The organism is Agrobacterium sp. ES01 (assembly GCF_050320885.1).
Lineage (GTDB): Bacteria > Pseudomonadota > Alphaproteobacteria > Rhizobiales > Rhizobiaceae > Allorhizobium.
Window position 1 is genome coordinate 58,911 of record NZ_JBNQTH010000008.1, and the last position, 16,832, is coordinate 75,742.

Consider the following 16,832-nt stretch of genomic DNA (forward strand, 5'->3'; position numbering starts at 1 on the left):
CTTTGCCGGTGTCAGCTTTCGAAAATGGTGCCCGCCCCGGCGGTGCTGGCGCGGTCAAAGGCAAGCGTTGCAATGGCGGTGTCCTGAATGCCGGTGCCCGTCAGATCGGCAACCGTGATCTGTGACGTATCCGTCCGGCCGGATTTCTGCCCCGCGATAATCTGGCCAAGTTCGGCAAACTTGGCATCCGGCTCAACCAAACCCGCTTCAATGGCGTGGTGAAGTTCACCCAGCCGACGTGTCTGCTTCAGGCTGTCCGCAACATAGAGCCCGGCCTTGGCGATCAGCGCCGGCTCCAGCTCGTTCTTGTGCTCTGCATCCGATCCCATGGCCGTCACATGCTGGCCGGGAGCAAGCCAGTCGTATTTCAGGATCGGCGTCTCGGATGGTGTTGTGGTGACGATGATATCGGCGTCCTTGACCGCCTCTGCCGGATCGGTGATGGCCGAGACGGCATAACCGAGTTCCAAGGTGAGCTCGGCAGCGACCTTGCTGGCCTTGTCGTGATCACGCGCCCAGATGCGAGCGGTGCTTATCGGCCGCACAAGTGTCAGTGCCTTCAGTTGAAGTCTGGCCTGCATGCCCGCGCCGAAGATTGTGGCGATGGCGCTTTCCGGTCGCGAAAGATGTTTGGCTGCCACAGCACCGGCCGCTGCCGTGCGTACATCGGTCAGATAGCCATTGTCGAGCAACAGCGCCTGAACCAGTCCGGTACGGCTCGACAGCAGAACCATCATGCCATTGGTGCTGGGCAGGCCGAGCTTGTAGTTGTCGAAAAAGCCGGGGCTGATCTTGACGGCAAAGCCATCTATGCCGGGCACATAGGCCGTCTTCACGTCGACTTCGCCGCGATGTTCGGGAATGTCGAGCCGAAGGATCGGCGGCATGGCAACGGGCTTGGTTGCCAGCGCCTCAAAGGCCGCCTCAATGCAGGCGACAGTCTCCTGATCGAGGCTGACGATCTGTCGGAGGTCTTTTTCAGTCAGGATCTTCATCTGGCTCATGCAGCCTCCCTGAACGGATCGCTCTCGCCGTTGATCACCTTTCGATGCAGCTCCATGTCGACATTGCGCCCCGACAGGATGACGGCGACGGGACCGCTGATATTGGAGATCTTGCCCGCCACAAGCGCTGCAATCCCGACAGCTGCTCCGCCTTCGATGATCTCGCGCTCTTGCGTGTAGGCATGGCGGATGCCGGTCGCGATTTCGCTTTCAGAGAGCAGGATCAGATCATCCAGCAGGTGCCGGCACATGGCGAATGTGACGTGATTGTCGAGACCGATGCCACCGCCCAGTGAATCTGCAAGGCTTGGATATTCCTCCACCATGACCGGATGGCCGGCATCGATACTCGCCTTCATTGCAGCACCGCGCTCCATGGTGATGCCGATGATACGGGCCTTGGGCAGACGCGCTTTGACGGCAGCGGCAACACCTGCCGCCAAACCGCCGCCGGAGACGGGAATGAGAACTGTCGCGAGGTCTGGCATGTCATCGACAAGCTCCAGCCCCAGCGTGCCCTGGCCCGCTACGATATCGCGGTGGTCGAAGGGCGGCAGCATGACCATGCCCTCCTCCGAAACCAGACGATCGACCTCTTCCTGGGCCTCGTCCTGAGACTTGCCGATAATGCGAACATTGGCACCCAGACGCCTGATTTCGGATACCTTGTTGTCTGGCACCAGTCGCGACATGCAGATGGTGGCAACAGCACCCTCGGCTTTGGCGGCAAAGGCAAGGGCTCGACCATGATTGCCGGTGGATGCGGCAACGACGCCGCGGGCCCGCTCGTCAGGTGTCAATGCCAGCACCGCATTGGTGGCACCGCGCAGCTTGAACGCGCCTGTTGTCTGGTGATGTTCGAGCTTGAGACCAACCGGCACGCCGCAAAGCGAACTCAGCGACGAAGACGGGACAAAGGGCGTGCGCAGGACCTTGCCGGAGATGCGGACGGCTGCAGATTCGATATCGGACAGGGTGACGGGCAAAGCTGTCGTGGACATGGTTTATTCTCTTGGTAATGGCAGCGCCATCAACTGACCGAGTTCGGGCAATTCGGCATCGTCCCCGCAAAGGCGCAGACAGGCCCAGGCAGTCGCCAGATTGCTGGAGACCACAGGCTTGCCGACCGCAGCTTCGATTTCCGCGATCACAGATGCCGCACGGACCGCCGTGCAGGAGATGAACAGCGCATCGGAACCCGGTGCCATTGATTGCTTGGCGAAGGCCACGATTTCGTCGGTCGAAATACGGGCCATTTCCCTGTCATCGGTAAGGCCAAGGCAGGTGAAGCGGTCGATCTCGAAGCCGAGTCCGGAAAAATAATCGGCCATCGGCGTGCTGGTCCCGACCGTGTAGGGCGTCATCACAGAAATCCGTTTGGCGCCGAGCGCGCGCAATCCCTTGACGGCAGCAGCCGTGGGCGTGACCACCTGAGCTTCAGGCTTGGCCGCCTTGATCGCTGCTTCAATTTCGCGGTCGCCGATGACGACCGATGCCGACGTGCAGGAATACATCACCACATCGAGTGTCTCGTCAGGCAGGATCAGTCCGGCAGCCTCGGTCAAAGATGGCTGCATGGCGCGCAGGTTTTCAGAGGTCACCGGATTGGCATAGGGGATGCGTGTCACATAGACCCCGATGCGGTCGCTTGCGACCATGCGGCTGAAGTCCGGCTCTGTCGTGTGATCGGTCGACAGGATGATCAGCCCGATACGTTTCTCAAGCGGCCGGTCATCGAGTTGTGGCGGTCTGGAGGCCAGCTGAAGGGGAACGCCATGCGCCATCAGTGATCATCCTGATTGGAATAGCGGGCTTCCAGCAGCTTGAGGAACATCACCGAGATCAGGCTGATGACGAGGAAGAACACGCCGACCAGAGTCATGGGCTCGATATAGCGGTAATTGCTGTTGGCGATGCTCTTTGCCTGGTTCATCAGTTCCAGCACGGTAATAGCCGACAGAAGCGGTGTTTCCTTGAACATCGCGATCATGTAGTTGGCGAGCGCCGGGATCATGGGTGGGATCGCCTGCGGCAGGATCACATGGAACCAGGTCTGACGTGTGGTGAGGTTCGTGGCCTTGGCGCCTTCCCACTGGCCGCGCGGCACGTTTTCGATACCGCCGCGATATACCTCGGCGACATAGGTGCCGTAATGGATGCCAAGGCCGATGACGCCGGCCACCAGTGCTGGAAGGCGGATGCCGATATCCGGCAACACGAAGAAGATGAAATACAGCTGCACCAGCAGCGGCGTGCCGCGAATGAATTCGACGACGAAACCGGTGGCGCGCGCAATCGGCTTTGGAGCCGTCATGCGCAAAATGGCAAAGACCAGTCCGATCACAGCCGCCAGGGCTGCGCCGAGAACTGTGGCCAGCAAAGTGATCTTGAAGCCTTCAAACAGGGTTGGCAGGATCTGCCAGACGAATTCCCAATCCCATTCCATGGTTTAAGCCCTCACCCCGTCAAGGCCGCGTGTCACACGCCGCTCCAGCCATTTCATGCCGCGGGCAATCAGCCAGGACATGGCGAAATAGAGAACCAGGATGGTTGCGAACGGAATGAGCGTGCTGCCCGTTTGCGCCCGCACCACCTGCGCCTGAAAGGTCATGTCGCTGAGCGAGATCAACGAAACGACCGCCGTCCCTTTGAGCAGCTCAATGGCATTGTTGCAGAATGTCGGCAGCATCAACGGCAGCGCCTGTGGCAGGATGATATGGCGCATGGACTGGTAGCGCGTCAGGTTCAGCGCGACACAGGCTTCTTTCTGTTCGCGGCCCGTCGCCTTGATCGCGCCGCGCACCACTTCTGCGCCATAAGCCCCGACATTGAGGCCCAGGGCCAGAACGCCTGCCTGAAGCGGCGTGAGCGTAATTCCGGCAAAGGGCAAAACGAAATAGACCCAGAATAACTGGACGAAGATCGATGTGCCGCGAAAGAACTCGACATAGGTGGTTGCCAGTATGCGGACAGCCCGAAAGCGGCTGACCCGGCCCAGCCCGGCGGTAAAGGCTGCAACAAGCGCAAGTGCCGAGCCCATCACGGTCAGTTCAAGCGTGACGAGCGCCCCTTGCAGGATCAGCCCGATATAACCGGCCCAGTCAATCATCTTGGATGGCTTCCCATATCAGAGACATCGCGTATCAAGTGGCCTGCCCGGCCCCGCACACTGAATTTCCAATGCGGGGGCCGGGAAAGGTCGAGACGAAGCTTACTGCGCGGAGCACAGCTTTTCGCGCGAGGTCGACATCGCCGCTGCAGCCGAGAAGCCGTAGGGCTCGATGATCTTCGCGAATTCACCGGATTCCTTCATCTTGGCGAGTTCGACGTCGAAGGCATCGCGAAGGGCTTCATCACCCTTGCGGAACGCAGCGCCGTCGCAATAGACCGGCGCGCCCATGACGGGTGCCACGACTTCCAGCGTCGGGTCTTCAGCCTTTGACAGCAGATCGTTGATCGACAGAACCGGCAGCGAATAGACGTCGATGCGGCCATCCTGCAGCATCTTGATGCCGCTCTGGCCATCCGGCACCACAATCACGCGGTCGCGCGGCACACCGGCTTCAAGGGCCAGCTTTTCTTCCGTACCGCCGCCTGGCGCACCGATCTTGGCATCCGGATTGTCAGCGATATCCTTGTAGCTTTTCAGGCCGAGCGGATTGCCCTTTTTCAGCGCAAAGGCCTCTGCGTCGCAAAGGATCGGTTCGGAATAGGCAACTGCCGAGCAACGCTCAGGCTTCATGAACAGGCCGGCCGTGATGGCGTCATGGCGACCAGCCTGAAGGCCGGGGATCATGGCGCCGTATTCCGAAATAGAGGCGACCACATCCGGCACGCCCAATTTCTTGAAGATGGCGCGTGCAACATCAGGTGCGGCACCGGAAACCTTGCCGTCGGCACCGACTGCGGTGAACGGCGGCTCGTTGGCGATGGCGATACGGGCAAAGCCCTGATCCTTCAGTTCCTGCAGCTTGTTTTCATCGGCGGAAACCGGCGCGACCCAGAGGGCCACCAGAGCCGCAGCACTTGCGGCGAATGTGACGAGATGACGTGATTTCATGTTTCCCACTCCATTGTTTTGATTGTCAGATTGCTCGGGGCAATATCCAGGGCGAAAAGGCCTCAGACGCGGTGCCCCGCCGCGATGATCTTCTTGAGGAAGGCCTGCGTGCGCTCTTCCTTCGGATGACTGAAAATGTCGTCCGGCTTGCCCTGTTCGACGATTTTCCCCTTGTCGAAAAACAGCACCCGGTCGGCAAAGTCATGGGCAAAGCCCATTTCATGGGTCACCAGCAGCATGGTCATGTCGGTTTCGGCGGCCAGCCTGCGCATCACGCTCAGCACTTCTTCCACCAGTTCCGGATCAAGCGCCGACGTGACTTCGTCGAACAGCATGATCTTTGGCGACAGAGCCAGTGCACGGGCGATGGCGACACGCTGCTTCTGACCGCCGGAAAGCTGGGCCGGCATGCTCTTCGCCTTGTCCGCCAGCCCCACCATGTCCAGCAATTCCATGGCCCGTGCTTCGGCGTCGGCCCGCGAGACACCCTTGGTCAGCATGGGGGCAAGCGTCACATTGTCGAGCACGCATTTGTGCGGAAAGAGGTTGAAGTGCTGGAAGACCATGCCGATCTTTTCGCGCATCTTGTGCAGATGGCGCTCGTCGGCTGGCACCGTCGCACCGGCTTTTTGCATGTGGTAGAGCTGGTCGCCGTCGACCTCGATTTGGCCGCCATTGATATGCTCGAGCGTCATCAGGATGCGCAGGATGGTCGTCTTGCCGGAGCCGGATGGGCCGATCAGCGCCAACTTTTCTCCAGGCATGACATCCATGGACAACCCGTCGAGCACGGTCAGCGGACCAAAACTCTTGGTAATCTTGTCTATGCGGATGATCGGCGCAGTCATTTGCGTCTTTCCCTCTAGTCCCCGAAGTGGCCTAACGATGAACAGCGCTTTAAATCATGTCAATGTGTATAATAATATCAGTACAATATTTTCGGGGATGCCCAAAAAATGGCCAGTTGCGTTAAATCGCGTGCACCAGCGCTTCCGGGTTTCCGAGACATAAAGAGGCAATTATTCCAAGACCGGCACGCAATTCCGATTCCGACGTCGATCCGAGCGAGATGCGTACGGCCGGATGATCGCTGTCTGGCGTGGTTCGGAACGACAGGCCGGGGGCAATCGCCACGCCGCGCAGACGCGCCTGGGAGACGAATCCGTTTTCGGTGTGCCCTTGCGGCAGCTTGAGCCAGATGTGCAGGCTCTGTGGATGGCAGTGATAATCAAGCCCTGACAGCTTCTCGTCTGCAATGGCGTGTCGTTTTAAGAGTGCATCGCGCTGCCACTGAACAAGCGCTTTTGCCGTCCCGTCCTCCACCCAGCGTGTGGCAATCTCGGCGATTGCCGGCGTTGCCATCCAGTTGGTGACCAGATGCCGATTGGTCACTGCCGAAATATAGCGGTCAGGAGCGGTCAGATAGGCTATCCGCAATCCCGGAACAGTAATCTTTGTAAAGCTGGTGATGTAAATCGTCCGCTCTGGCGCAAAGGCCGCCATCGGCGGTGCCCGCCCTTCAACAAGTGGTCCGAGAATATCATTTTCGATAATCGCCAGGTCATGCCTGCGCGCCACCTCGGCAAGCGCTGCACGGCGCTCGGCACCCATCAAGGTTGCGGTGGGGTTGATCACCGAAGGTTGCAGAAATACAGCGCGGATGACGCCCGACCGACAGGCCTCGTCCAGCGCCTCCGGGATCATACCCTCATCGTCAATGGGCAGGCCTTCCAGATGTATTCCGAGATAGCTGCAGAGCGGTGTCAGCGTATGGTGGCTGATCGCCTCAGCCGCCATGGTGCATCCGGGAGGCACAGCACCCATGATGGCCACGGTCATTGCCGCCGTCGCCCCATTGGTGATGCTGATATTGAGCGGCGAAACCACGATCCCGCACGATGCCAGCCAATCGGCCGCGACCTTGCGATGGCGGGGAAAGACGGTGTTCGGGCGGAAGGAAAGTGCAGCCGTCGCTGGCAGATTGTCGGCCAACCAACCAAAGGCTTCGCGCATGCGGTCAAGATGGATCTGCTCGCAGACCGGCTTCAGGATCGACAGGTCGATGAGTTCGCCAAGGCGTTCGGGCAGATAGGGTGTTGCAGGCTCCTTGGCCTGCGTCTGCACGAAACTGCCGCGCCCGATCTCGCCACTGATGAGACCCCTGCGGATCAGTTCGTCATAGGCGCGACTGACGGTCTGCACTGACAGATGAAGGTCTTCCGCCAGTCGCCTATGGGTGGGCAGGCGGGCGCCATTGGGCAAATCCCCTTGCTGGATTGCACGAGAAAACTGCTCAGCCAACGAAAGATAGGCCGGACGACGAAGTTGCGAAGGATCAGGCTGCCAATTTGTCATGATATGACAGTGCAAAACATCATATCAATTGACAATGCCTAAATGCGTCCCCATTCTGTTTTTCCAGAATTTGACACGATTTGCCGCACTGCGGGACCCCATTTGCATGAAACTCGACGCGATTGATCTTCGCATTCTGGCTGCCGTTCAGGCTGATGGCCGGATTACCAAGCTTGCTCTTGCCGAAAAGGCCGGTCTGTCGCCGACGCCTTGCTGGATGCGGCTACGCAAGCTGGAAAAGGCGGGCGTCATTTCCGGTTATCACGCCCGTGTCGCCGTGCGTCGCATCGCGCCGGTTGCCAGCGTCTTGATGGAAGTGACACTTGCCAATCATCGGCAGGCCGACTTCGATCGCTTTGAACGCGCGGTTGCGGCCACGCCCGAGATCACCGCTTGCTGGTCGGTGGGCGGCGGCGTCGATTACATCTTAAAAATCGTTGCCTGCGATATCGACGCCTATCAGCGTCTGGTGGACAGCCTGCTTGGCCGCGAACTCGGCATCGACCGCTATTTCACCTACATTGTCACCAAGACAGTGAAGGAGGAAACCGAGCTGCCGCTGGATATGCTTTTGCCGCAAGCGCAGTAGACAATCTCTCTCTTTGGCGTGGTCTTTTTGGTCCAGCTGTCTGCCGCACTCCCCCGGAACAGACAATCTCTCGCCGTATGCGTGACACACTGCGATCATCAACCGCCGAGGAGATCCGCACATGAATGCCGTGTTTGCCCGCGCCGACTTCCATGATGGCCTCAACCGCCTGACTGATCGCCCCTTGCTGCGTCAGCTTGCCTATGTCGACGGACAGTGGACGGCTGGAAGCGATGCAAAGGCATTCGAAGTGACCGATCCCGCAACCGGGGCCACGCTTGCATGGGTCGCCTCGCTTGGCCGCGATGAGACCGAGCGGGCCGTCACCGCCGCGCAGAGAGCATTCAAGCCCTGGGCCAGTCTGCTTCCGCAGCAACGCGCAACGATCCTGCGCAAATGGTACGATCTGATCGTCGCGGCAAAGGACGATCTGGCACTGATCATGACTTTGGAACAAGGCAAGCCGCTCGCTGAATCGCAAGGGGAAATCGACTACGCCGCCGCCTTCGTCGAATGGTATGCAGAGGAAGGCAAACGGCTCAATGCCGAAAGCGTCACCAGCCATCTGCCGGACGCCGATATGAGCGTCAGCCGCGAGCCGCTTGGTGTCATCGGCATTGTCACACCTTGGAATTTCCCGCTGGCGATGATTACCCGAAAGGCCGCAGCAGCTTTGGCTGCCGGCTGCACCGCGATCGTTCATCCGTCTGCCGAAACGCCACTCTCCGCTCTGGCGCTGGCCGAACTTGGCGAGCGGGCAGGCATTCCAGCCGGCGTCTTCAATGTTTTAACCGGCGATGCCGCCACCATTGTCGGCAGGCTTTGCGAAGACAAGCGGGTGCGGGCCATGAGCTTTACCGGCTCGACCGGCATCGGCAAGATGATTGCTGGCCAATGCGCCCCGACCATGAAACGGCTGGTGATGGAACTGGGCGGGCACGCACCGCTCATCGTCTTCGCTGACGCCGACATCAGCAAAGCCGTCGACATTGCCATCAATGCGAAATTCGCAACCTCGGGCCAGGATTGTCTGGCGGCCAACCGCATTTATGTCGAGCGCGCCGTGATGGACGATTTTTGCGCAGCCTTTGCCGCCCGCATTGCCGCTTTGAAGGTAGCACCGGGACTTGAGGCAGGATCGGAGATCGGACCGCTGATGCATGAACGTGCTGTCCGAAAGGTCGAGGAACAGGTTGAGGACGCGATTTCCCGCGGCGCTAAGCTGGCCGTCGGTGGCGCGCGCGACAAGACAGGCCCGCTCTTCTATCAGCCAACGCTGTTGACCGATGTCCCCGATGACGCCCTGATCATGCGCGAAGAAACCTTCGGTCCGGTGGCCGCCGTTTGCGCCTTTGACGAAGAGGACGAGGTGGTCGCGCGGGCGAATGACAGCGAATACGGGCTGGTTGCCTATGTCGTGACAGACAATGGTGCGCGCCAGCGGCGTCTCTGCCGTGCGCTCGAATATGGCATGGTGGCCGTCAACCGGGTGAAGATCACCGGCGCCCCCGTTCCCTTCGGTGGCTGGAAGCAATCCGGAATCGGCCGCGAAGGCTCCCGCCACGGCATGGAGGCCTTCACCGAACTCAAATATCTCTGCATCGATACGGCCGCCTGACCGGGCGAGAAGACACCACGAAAGGAAAAGATATGCTCGACAGAAGTAACGAACTCACCGCCTGGGATCGGGACCACTTCTTCCATCCGTCCACTCATATGGGCATGCATGCGCGCGGCGAAATGCCGACCCGCGTGATCGCCGGTGGTGAAGGGGTCTATATTACCGATACCACGGGCAAGACGAGCCTCGATGCGTTTGCCGGCCTATACTGCGTGAATGTCGGATATGGTCGCCAGAAGATTGCCGACGCCATTGCAAGCCAGGCCAAGAACCTCGCTTATTACCATGCCTATGTGGGTCACGGCACGGAGGCGTCGATCACGCTCTCCAAGATGATCATCGACCGGGCACCCGAAGGCATGAGCCGTGTCTATTTCGGCTTGTCTGGATCGGATGCCAACGAGACCAACATCAAGCTGATCTGGTATTACAACAACATTCTCGGTCGCCCGGAGAAAAAGAAGATCATCTCGCGCTGGCGCGGTTACCACGGCTCGGGCGTCATGACCGGCTCGCTGACCGGGCTTGAACTGTTCCACAACGCCTTCGACCTGCCGCGCGCACCGATCCTGCACACCGAAGCACCCTATTACTTCCGTCGTGCTGACCGCTCCATGAGCGAAGAACAGTTCGCCCAGGACTGCGCAGACAAGCTGGAAGAGATGATCCTTGCGGAAGGCCCGGATACGATTGCAGCCTTCATCGGCGAGCCGATCCTCGGGACCGGCGGCATTGTGCCGCCGCCTGCGACCTACTGGCAGAAAATCCAGGCCGTGCTCGACAAGTATGACATTCTGCTTGTGGCCGACGAGGTCGTGACCGGCTTTGGTCGTCTCGGCACCATGTTCGGCTCCGACCACTACGGCATGAAGCCGGACCTGATCACCATCGCCAAGGGCCTGACGTCGGCCTACGCACCTTTGTCCGGGACGATCGTCTCTGACAAGATGTGGCAGGTGCTGGTGCAAGGGTCCGACAAGATGGGCGCTCTGGGCCATGGCTGGACCTATTCGGCCCATCCGATCTGCGCTGCCGCAGGCGTTGCCAATCTTGAACTGATTGATGAGCTCGATCTGGTCACCAATGCCGGCGAGACCGGAGCCTATTTCCGCGCGGAACTGACCAAGGCGCTGGGCGACCACAAGCATGTCGGTGAAGTGCGTGGCGACGGCATGATGGCTGCCGTCGAGTTCGTCGAGGATCGCGATGACCGCAAGTTCTTCGAACCGTCAGCCAAAATCGGCCCGCAGATCGCAGCCGCCATGGCAGCACGGGGCGTTATCGGCCGGGCCATGCCGCAGGGCGATATCCTCGGCTTTGCACCGCCACTCTGCCTGACACGGGAAGAAGCCGACGTCGTCGTCAAGGCAGCTGCTGCTGCCGTTGATGAGGTGTTTGAAGGCCTCTGAAATCACTGCCCGGCGAGAGCCGCAGTCCTTTCGCAGACATAAACGAATCCGTCCCGGAACACGGGGCGGATTTTTTCTGCCGGTCTCAAATGTTGGGTAGAGCCTCGGACTTCTTGAGGCGGGTCAGTTGATAAAATGCCAGACCTATACCCAGTAACGAGATCAGCGTGGCGCCGCCAAACAGGGCGGAATAGCCGAACCTGTCGGCAAGGAAGCCGGCGACTGACGACCCCAGCAGATACACCACCAGTTCCGCACAGGTCAAAATTGTAAAATCCGTTCCCGGCTGATCTGAAGAGGACGAGCGCATGAAGAAGGAATAGATGGCAACCAATTCCATATAGCGGATCAGCGTCTGAAAGGCGGAGGCGGTCATGGCGAACATGAAGCCCGGCAAAATATGCGCCGCACTGAGGGTGAAGCCCAGAAAGCATGTCGTTCTAAGAAGACCAAGCAAAACCAGTGTCGTCGTGAGCCCCGCACGGCGAATGATCAGCGCAGCCATGGCCGCCCCAACCAAACCCGCCGTCGCCGCAGCAGCGCCTGACAGATAACCGATCCAGTCGACCGGCAGTCCCAGATCGACAAGGAACGGGCCCTCCATGCCGCGCACCAAGCCTTCGCTTGCCCGGTAAGTCAGCGCAAAGCCCAGAACCAGCCAAGCGCTCGGCCTCGCAAAAAAGCCGCGCAGGCTAGCCCGAGCCCTGCCTTCAACGGGCTCAAGATCCGGCGTCTCACGCATCCAGATTGTCGCGAAGAGTGGTAACAGCGACAGTCCCGCCACCAGTAAAATGGTCGGCTGCCAGCCAAGCTTGTGAAATAGCACAAGCGCCAGCGTACCGCCCAGAATGACGCCAAGGGCAATCGATCCTGCCTGGATGGCATTGCCAACGGGACGGGAGGACTCATCCAGTTGCCGCACCGCATATCCGTCGGTTGCGATATCCTGCAACGACGAGAGAACCGTAATCAGGAAGCCGATCATAAAGAGCGGCCCTGCTTGTGAGGGATCGATCAACGCCATGGAGGCTATCAGGGCGCTGACCAGCAATTGTGTGGGAATGACCCAGCCGCGACGATGTCCAAAGCGGGCGATCAGCGCGGTTCGGTCCACATAAGGCGCGACAACGAATTTCAGGATCAGTGGCAGCATCAGCAGGGAAAACAGCCCGATGGCCGTTCGTGAAGCGCCGCTTTCACGCATTAAAGGCGGTAGTGCGACAAGCAGCAGATAGGAGGGTATACCCTGGGCAAGATAGAGGCCGCCCAGTACGGCATAGAGACGGCGTGCCCGCGTCGACAAGGCCCTGGCCGCCGGAACGTCTCCGCCGGCCTGCAAATCATATGCGGAACCAACCATGCTTAAAATACCTTGGTCAGCGATACGGCGAAGGTGCGACCGCGGCCCTTGTAGTCGAAGATCGATTCATCGGCCAAAGCGCCATAGAGGGCCTTGGCACGCTGGCCCCATATGGTGGTGTAATCCTTATCGAAGAGGTTATGAATGCCGAAGTTCAGGGTCGCATCCATGCTTTCCACACGATAGGCACCCGTCAGATCGAAGAGTGTATAGCCGTCGATCTTGTATCCATCGCTGTCGGACAGATCGAACACATGCTGGCCCTGCAATTGCACGCTGAGGGCCTCGCCTTTCCAGCCGATATGCGCGCCGAGCTTGGAGACGCTGGAGGAACCGACCGTATATTTGCTCCAGCCATCATCGTCCTTCACTTCAGTCTTGATCCACTGGCCCAGCATGCCGACGTCAAAGCCGTTATCGAGCTTGGCCCCGACCTTGCCCTCGATCCCGTAGACCCGCCGTTTCTGATCCAGCATTTCGATGGCAAGCGTTGTGCGATTGAGCGCTATGGATCGGTCGGAGAGCGAGTAGAAAGCGGCGGCATCAAAGCTGTATGTACCGTCATCCAGACGATAGCCGATTTCGAAGGAATTGGTTTTGATCGCCTCCAGTGCCGAATCGCCCACATTCACGCTGTCGGTAAGGGTGTAGTGCCCGCCGGCGAGGCTGTAGTTGCCAATGCCATAGTATTTCGCGGGGTCAGGCAGTTCGAAACCCTGACTGAAATTGGCATAGACCTGCTGGTCAGCGTCGACGCTATAGGTTGCTCCGGCATTGAACAGAAAATCGCCATAATCGGTCGACCCTCCGGGGATTGCGTCTGCAGATGTCGCTGAGCCTTGCAGGATCGCAATCTGCTGGGCAACGCCTACAAAATCGCCGACTTTGGTGTTCACATACTGATAGCGCACACCGCCACTGACCTTCAGAGCATCGGTTACATCGAAGGACGCCTCGGCAAAGGCAGCAACGGTTGTCACATCGATCGCCGGATAAAGCCCGGTTACGCCGACCGTATCGAAATCCATGGCGCCGGAGGCCATCGCCGTTGCCATGTCGAAGATGTTCTGGCTCGATGAGAATGAATCCCTGTCTGCGTCAATGCCATAGGTGATGCGCAGTCTGTCGGTCGGCTCCGCCACCAAGGCGGCCTTGATGCCGTAATAGTCGGTATCTTGGGAACTGCCGTAAAAATAGGTTGAGGCTGGAAACGGGTGGAAGCGTACTTTTTCGTTGCGATAAAATGCCTGCAACAAAAGGCTCTGCCCCAGAAAATCGTCGTCGGTATAGGTGGCATTGAGCATGGCGCGGCGCGTGCGGGGATCGAAATCCGACGCGTAGCCGCTGCGCGTTTCAAACAGGCTCGGATCGGCAAGTGCAGCCAGGTTGGTCCCGAAGAATATCCCGTAATCGGAATCCTGTTCGCTATCGAAATACTGGCCGCTGAATTCAACGCGCCGATTGACGTCGATCTGGTAACCGACCGAGCCCATGACGTCGACACGCTTGTTAAACGCCGTCGAGGTTTGAGTGATGTCGGGCACCAGCATCGTTCCGGACCCATCGTAATAATTACCGGTTCCACTGCCAGCGACAGAGATGCGACCGTCCCAGTCGCCCTTGTTGTAGGTCACTGCCGCTGCGGCATTCTTGTCGAGGTCATGACTGCCGCTGAAACCGCTTTCGAAGCCTGTCGTGACTTCAGCGTGCACGCCTTCCTCAGCGTCCTTACCCTTTTTGGTGATGATGTTGATAATCCCCCCGGTGGCATTGCCGCCATAGATCGAGGTGGCGCCGGAGAGGACTTCGACACGCTGGATGTTGAACGGATCGATAGAATCAAATTGCCGGCTGACACCACGCGTGGAATTCAGCGACACGCCATCCAGAAGAACCAACGCCGTGCGACCTCTAAGGTTCTGGCCATAGGAGGTCCGTGAACCATAGCTGGCCGCGTCGAAGCTTGGGATTTCCTGGGCCAGTATCTGCGGGAGGCTTTCTCCGGAACGGGCACGGGCCTGGATGTCTTCCGCGGCAACCACATGGATTGTCTTTGCCATTTCGGAGATCTGTTGCGGCGCTCGGCTACCTGTGACCGTGATGGCCTGGAGCACTGTGGCGTCGTCCCCATCTGCCGCTTGCAGATCAGTGTTGTCTGCCTCCTGCCCATGCGCTTGCATCGCCACCGCAAGCGTCAATATCGATACACCCAGTCCAATTCTCCAACGCATGGAACTACCCCTGAAATCACTGACCCAAGTCTTATCGAGAAGGTCGTTGTAAAACACGATTAATATAGTCATGTTTATAGAGATCCCCTCGGCAATGCGCAGACAGTCGCGAACCGGATTTGGACCAGGGCGAACGAAACGGAGTTTGTACACAGTGCAGCATGTCAGGCAGCTCACCCCTCTTGCATTCGGAATGCAGACAGCTCCGGACGATTCCAGGCCGCTCTGGAGGCTGATCCTGCGAGACATGATGGGAGACGTGGAAACCGAAATGGAAGACCGGCTTGCGGGGACACGCGGGTTGTTCTGGGCCCATGGCGGAGTTGCCATCACCACGCTCTATCTGCCGGAACAACAGGTGAAGCTGTCTGCCAACGGTCTTTCCGAGTCCGGAATTCTTATTATACGCGCAATGGACGGACCATTGCATGTGGCCCAGCAAGATAAGCATGCCGAGGCCGCGCGCGCAGAAGTCCTGTTTGCGACGGCTGGACATCCTCTGTCGATCGCCCTTCCGCAGGGCGGACGGCTCGACTGTGCCTATTTGCCCCGTCATGCCTTGGGAAGTACGGCTCAGCAGCTATCGGCAATCGTGATGCGCCCGATCGCGCATGACTGCCTGCCGCTTCAGCTCCTCATCACCTATGCCGGGTATCTGCTTCAACAACAGCGCCAAAGCGAAATTCAGGCGGAAATGATGGTGCGGCATTTCTATCAACTGCTGCCGGTGCTTGCTGCAGAACTGGCAGACGGCAGCGAACGCGGCGGCGCACCGGGGCGGCTTGCATCCATAAAGGCACGAATTACAAAGCAACTGACGAACAGTGGCTTTTGCCTTGCCGATATTGCCAAGGCTGAAGGCGTGTCACCCAGATCCATACAGAAACTGCTGCATGGCGAAGGCACGACCTTTTCGCGCTATTTGCTTGAGCGCAGGCTGGATGCCGCCAAGGAGGCACTGTTGTTGCGAGGGGCATCTGCTTCGGTCACACAAGTCGCGCTGGACTTCGGGTTCAACGATCCCGCCTATTTCAGTCGCGCCTTTCGCAAACGTTACGGCATGCGACCGATGGACCTCAGGCGGTCTGCCCGGACGTCCGGCAACACAAGATGACAGAACAACCTGTGTCCTAAAGCTTCACATGAGCGCCCCGATCTCCACGATGGCATTGGAAAGCCCGCTCCCGTTCCCACCTTCACAGTGATGGCAGCCATTGCATCGCGTTGCTATTTTCAGGGCGGAATTCACCGTGGACCCAAACAAGGAGGACGCCATGTCTTCCGGTTCTCTCGACCGCCAAATCGATGTTGCCGATGCAGAACTGGCACGGCAAAGGATGGATTACGCCGGCGTTCTGAACAATCCTGCTTTGAGTGAGACGATACAGGGTATTGTCCGGTCACTCGGCATACAGGTTCAACGGGGTATGCGTACCCAGCAAGGCCTTGTGGAGGCTCTGGCCGAACCTGCCTTACCTGTCACACCAAGACGTCAGGCCGTTCCAATTTCAGCCAGGACACAAAGAGGATATCAGTCTTGCCCCTCTCCTTTCCCAATCCTGTAGGCAGCTATGATGACGTTAAGCGCCGAGTGCGCTTTCTGGGACATGACGTCCTTTCCGAGAAAGATCCATGGGCGTATGCCATGATTGCCCTGCCCCATGCCGTGTCTGACGGCTATTCAAACTTCACCACCATGAAGATCAGTGCACTGCTTCAATCCATGCAACCGTTTAGCTGAGAGGCGATCGCAATCGTTTGCTGAACGAACGCAAGCCGGCTTCGGCACACTGGGCTAGGCCTTGCCGGCAGCGATCGGCGGCAAGATCGCGGCTGCAGAAATACCGGTCGCCGTCAGCGTTGGCGATGGTGGGTTTCAATTCACGCTGGAGGAATTGGAACGGTTGTCGAAAACAAGCTTCCCCTCGCCGTCATTCTTTGGGACAACAATAGTCTGGCCCAGATTCGCGTATTCTTTGGAACAACATGGGATGATGGAGCGGAATATTCCAACCATTGGCGTCAATCAGCGCAATCCGGATTTCGGGGCGTTGGCGAAGGCTTGCGGTTGCTATACGGCAGTGTCTGAACACTATATCGAACTGGAAGCCGCCGTGACCAATGCCTTCCGTGCGGATGGACCGACAGTCATCCACCTTCGCGAAAGCGCCGAATTTCTTGCCTGAACACAATGTGAGCCTTG

Annotated in this window: 16 protein-coding genes; 6 read left to right on the forward strand and 10 right to left on the reverse strand. The window is 58.8% G+C overall.

The annotated features are described in order from the left end of the window. Positions 1–11 precede the first annotated feature (11 nt). From eutC to ACQQ2Q_RS19270, 8 genes are all read right to left on the reverse strand, one after another. Positions 12–1,004, reverse strand: a complete 993-nt coding sequence (gene eutC / locus ACQQ2Q_RS19235) for an ectoine utilization protein EutC (protein ID WP_428188744.1) — start codon at positions 1,002–1,004, stop codon at positions 12–14. Beyond that, a complete protein-coding gene (eutB, locus tag ACQQ2Q_RS19240; RefSeq protein WP_428188745.1) occupies positions 1,001–2,005 on the reverse strand; it encodes a hydroxyectoine utilization dehydratase EutB in 1,005 nt (334 codons plus the stop codon). The genes eutC and eutB overlap by 4 nt, the downstream gene beginning before the upstream one ends. A 3-nt stretch (positions 2,006–2,008) precedes the next feature. After that, complete coding sequence (gene eutA, locus ACQQ2Q_RS19245; RefSeq protein WP_428188746.1) at positions 2,009–2,788, reverse strand: ectoine utilization protein EutA; 780 nt, start codon at positions 2,786–2,788, stop codon at positions 2,009–2,011. After that, the gene (gene ehuD, locus ACQQ2Q_RS19250; protein WP_428188747.1) at positions 2,788–3,450 is read right to left on the reverse strand and encodes an ectoine/hydroxyectoine ABC transporter permease subunit EhuD; all 663 of its coding nucleotides are present in this window, start codon (positions 3,448–3,450) and stop codon (positions 2,788–2,790) included. The genes eutA and ehuD overlap by 1 nt, the downstream gene beginning before the upstream one ends. 3 nt (positions 3,451–3,453) lie before the next feature. Beyond that, on the reverse strand, positions 3,454–4,113 hold the full coding sequence (ehuC, locus tag ACQQ2Q_RS19255) for an ectoine/hydroxyectoine ABC transporter permease subunit EhuC (protein WP_428188748.1): 660 nt from the start codon (positions 4,111–4,113) through the stop codon (positions 3,454–3,456). Positions 4,114–4,215: 102 nt separating this feature from the next. Then, positions 4,216–5,064, reverse strand: a complete 849-nt coding sequence (gene ehuB, locus ACQQ2Q_RS19260; RefSeq protein ID WP_428188749.1) for an ectoine/hydroxyectoine ABC transporter substrate-binding protein EhuB — start codon at positions 5,062–5,064, stop codon at positions 4,216–4,218. Positions 5,065–5,126: 62 nt separating this feature from the next. Then, positions 5,127–5,912: an ectoine/hydroxyectoine ABC transporter ATP-binding protein EhuA gene (ehuA, locus tag ACQQ2Q_RS19265; RefSeq protein WP_428188750.1), complete on the reverse strand. Its 786-nt coding sequence runs from the start codon at positions 5,910–5,912 to the stop codon at positions 5,127–5,129. Positions 5,913–6,033: 121 nt separating this feature from the next. Then, positions 6,034–7,419: a PLP-dependent aminotransferase family protein gene (locus ACQQ2Q_RS19270; protein WP_428188751.1), complete on the reverse strand. Its 1,386-nt coding sequence runs from the start codon at positions 7,417–7,419 to the stop codon at positions 6,034–6,036. A 106-nt stretch (positions 7,420–7,525) separates the two neighbouring features. Here ACQQ2Q_RS19270 and ACQQ2Q_RS19275 point away from each other — a divergent pair, with 106 nt between their 5' ends. The 3 genes from ACQQ2Q_RS19275 to ACQQ2Q_RS19285 all read left to right on the forward strand — a co-directional run bounded on the left by ACQQ2Q_RS19275 (position 7,526) and on the right by ACQQ2Q_RS19285 (position 11,038). Next, entirely contained in the window at positions 7,526–8,008 is a 483-nt protein-coding gene (locus tag ACQQ2Q_RS19275) for an Lrp/AsnC family transcriptional regulator (protein ID WP_428188752.1), read from the forward strand. A gap of 121 nt (positions 8,009–8,129) precedes the next feature. Beyond that, the gene (locus tag ACQQ2Q_RS19280; RefSeq protein WP_428188753.1) at positions 8,130–9,626 is read left to right on the forward strand and encodes an NAD-dependent succinate-semialdehyde dehydrogenase; all 1,497 of its coding nucleotides are present in this window, start codon (positions 8,130–8,132) and stop codon (positions 9,624–9,626) included. 32 nt (positions 9,627–9,658) lie between these two features. Beyond that, complete coding sequence (locus tag ACQQ2Q_RS19285; protein ID WP_428188754.1) at positions 9,659–11,038, forward strand: aspartate aminotransferase family protein; 1,380 nt, start codon at positions 9,659–9,661, stop codon at positions 11,036–11,038. 85 nt (positions 11,039–11,123) lie between these two features. On the opposite strand, the gene ACQQ2Q_RS19290 is transcribed toward ACQQ2Q_RS19285, so the two are convergent. Together ACQQ2Q_RS19290 and ACQQ2Q_RS19295 are read right to left on the reverse strand one after the other, a co-directional pair. Then, the gene (locus tag ACQQ2Q_RS19290) at positions 11,124–12,398 is read right to left on the reverse strand and encodes a RhtX/FptX family siderophore transporter (RefSeq protein ID WP_428188755.1); all 1,275 of its coding nucleotides are present in this window, start codon (positions 12,396–12,398) and stop codon (positions 11,124–11,126) included. A gap of 2 nt (positions 12,399–12,400) precedes the next feature. Beyond that, complete coding sequence (locus ACQQ2Q_RS19295) at positions 12,401–14,629, reverse strand: TonB-dependent receptor (RefSeq protein ID WP_428188756.1); 2,229 nt, start codon at positions 14,627–14,629, stop codon at positions 12,401–12,403. Between the two features lie 193 nt (positions 14,630–14,822). On the opposite strand from ACQQ2Q_RS19295, the gene ACQQ2Q_RS19300 reads away from it, so the two are divergent. The 3 genes from ACQQ2Q_RS19300 (at position 14,823) to ACQQ2Q_RS19310 (ending at position 16,815) form a co-directional block, all read left to right on the forward strand. Continuing rightward, positions 14,823–15,743 (forward strand): helix-turn-helix transcriptional regulator, encoded by a 921-nt coding sequence (locus tag ACQQ2Q_RS19300; RefSeq protein ID WP_428188757.1) that lies wholly within the window; start codon positions 14,823–14,825, stop codon positions 15,741–15,743. A 160-nt stretch (positions 15,744–15,903) separates the two neighbouring features. Beyond that, a complete protein-coding gene (locus tag ACQQ2Q_RS19305) occupies positions 15,904–16,194 on the forward strand; it encodes a hypothetical protein (protein WP_428188758.1) in 291 nt (96 codons plus the stop codon). Positions 16,195–16,431: 237 nt separating this feature from the next. Continuing rightward, positions 16,432–16,815 carry a thiamine pyrophosphate-dependent enzyme gene (locus ACQQ2Q_RS19310; protein WP_428188759.1) on the forward strand — a complete coding sequence of 128 codons (384 nt, stop codon included), beginning with the start codon at positions 16,432–16,434 and terminating at the stop codon, positions 16,813–16,815. The last annotated feature ends 17 nt before the right edge of the window (positions 16,816–16,832 follow it).

Excerpts from the sequence above, each read along its gene's own strand:
- ehuD (WP_428188747.1), bottom strand. The coding sequence starts at position 3,450 with ATGGAATGGGATTGGGAATTCGTCTGGCAGATCCTGCCAACCCTGTTT.
- ehuB (WP_428188749.1), bottom strand. The coding sequence starts at position 5,064 with ATGAAATCACGTCATCTCGTCACATTCGCCGCAAGTGCTGCGGCTCTG.
- ACQQ2Q_RS19300 (WP_428188757.1), top strand. The coding sequence starts at position 14,823 with ATGCAGACAGCTCCGGACGATTCCAGGCCGCTCTGGAGGCTGATCCTG.
- eutB (WP_428188745.1), bottom strand. The coding sequence starts at position 2,005 with ATGTCCACGACAGCTTTGCCCGTCACCCTGTCCGATATCGAATCTGCA.
- ACQQ2Q_RS19270 (WP_428188751.1), bottom strand. The coding sequence starts at position 7,419 with ATGACAAATTGGCAGCCTGATCCTTCGCAACTTCGTCGTCCGGCCTAT.
- ACQQ2Q_RS19275 (WP_428188752.1), top strand. The coding sequence starts at position 7,526 with ATGAAACTCGACGCGATTGATCTTCGCATTCTGGCTGCCGTTCAGGCT.
- ehuA (WP_428188750.1), bottom strand. The coding sequence starts at position 5,912 with ATGACTGCGCCGATCATCCGCATAGACAAGATTACCAAGAGTTTTGGT.
- ACQQ2Q_RS19295 (WP_428188756.1), bottom strand. The coding sequence starts at position 14,629 with ATGCGTTGGAGAATTGGACTGGGTGTATCGATATTGACGCTTGCGGTG.
- ACQQ2Q_RS19280 (WP_428188753.1), top strand. The coding sequence starts at position 8,130 with ATGAATGCCGTGTTTGCCCGCGCCGACTTCCATGATGGCCTCAACCGC.
- ACQQ2Q_RS19290 (WP_428188755.1), bottom strand. The coding sequence starts at position 12,398 with ATGGTTGGTTCCGCATATGATTTGCAGGCCGGCGGAGACGTTCCGGCG.
- ehuC (WP_428188748.1), bottom strand. The coding sequence starts at position 4,113 with ATGATTGACTGGGCCGGTTATATCGGGCTGATCCTGCAAGGGGCGCTC.
- ACQQ2Q_RS19305 (WP_428188758.1), top strand. The coding sequence starts at position 15,904 with ATGTCTTCCGGTTCTCTCGACCGCCAAATCGATGTTGCCGATGCAGAA.
- ACQQ2Q_RS19285 (WP_428188754.1), top strand. The coding sequence starts at position 9,659 with ATGCTCGACAGAAGTAACGAACTCACCGCCTGGGATCGGGACCACTTC.
- eutC (WP_428188744.1), bottom strand. The coding sequence starts at position 1,004 with ATGAGCCAGATGAAGATCCTGACTGAAAAAGACCTCCGACAGATCGTC.
- eutA (WP_428188746.1), bottom strand. The coding sequence starts at position 2,788 with ATGGCGCATGGCGTTCCCCTTCAGCTGGCCTCCAGACCGCCACAACTC.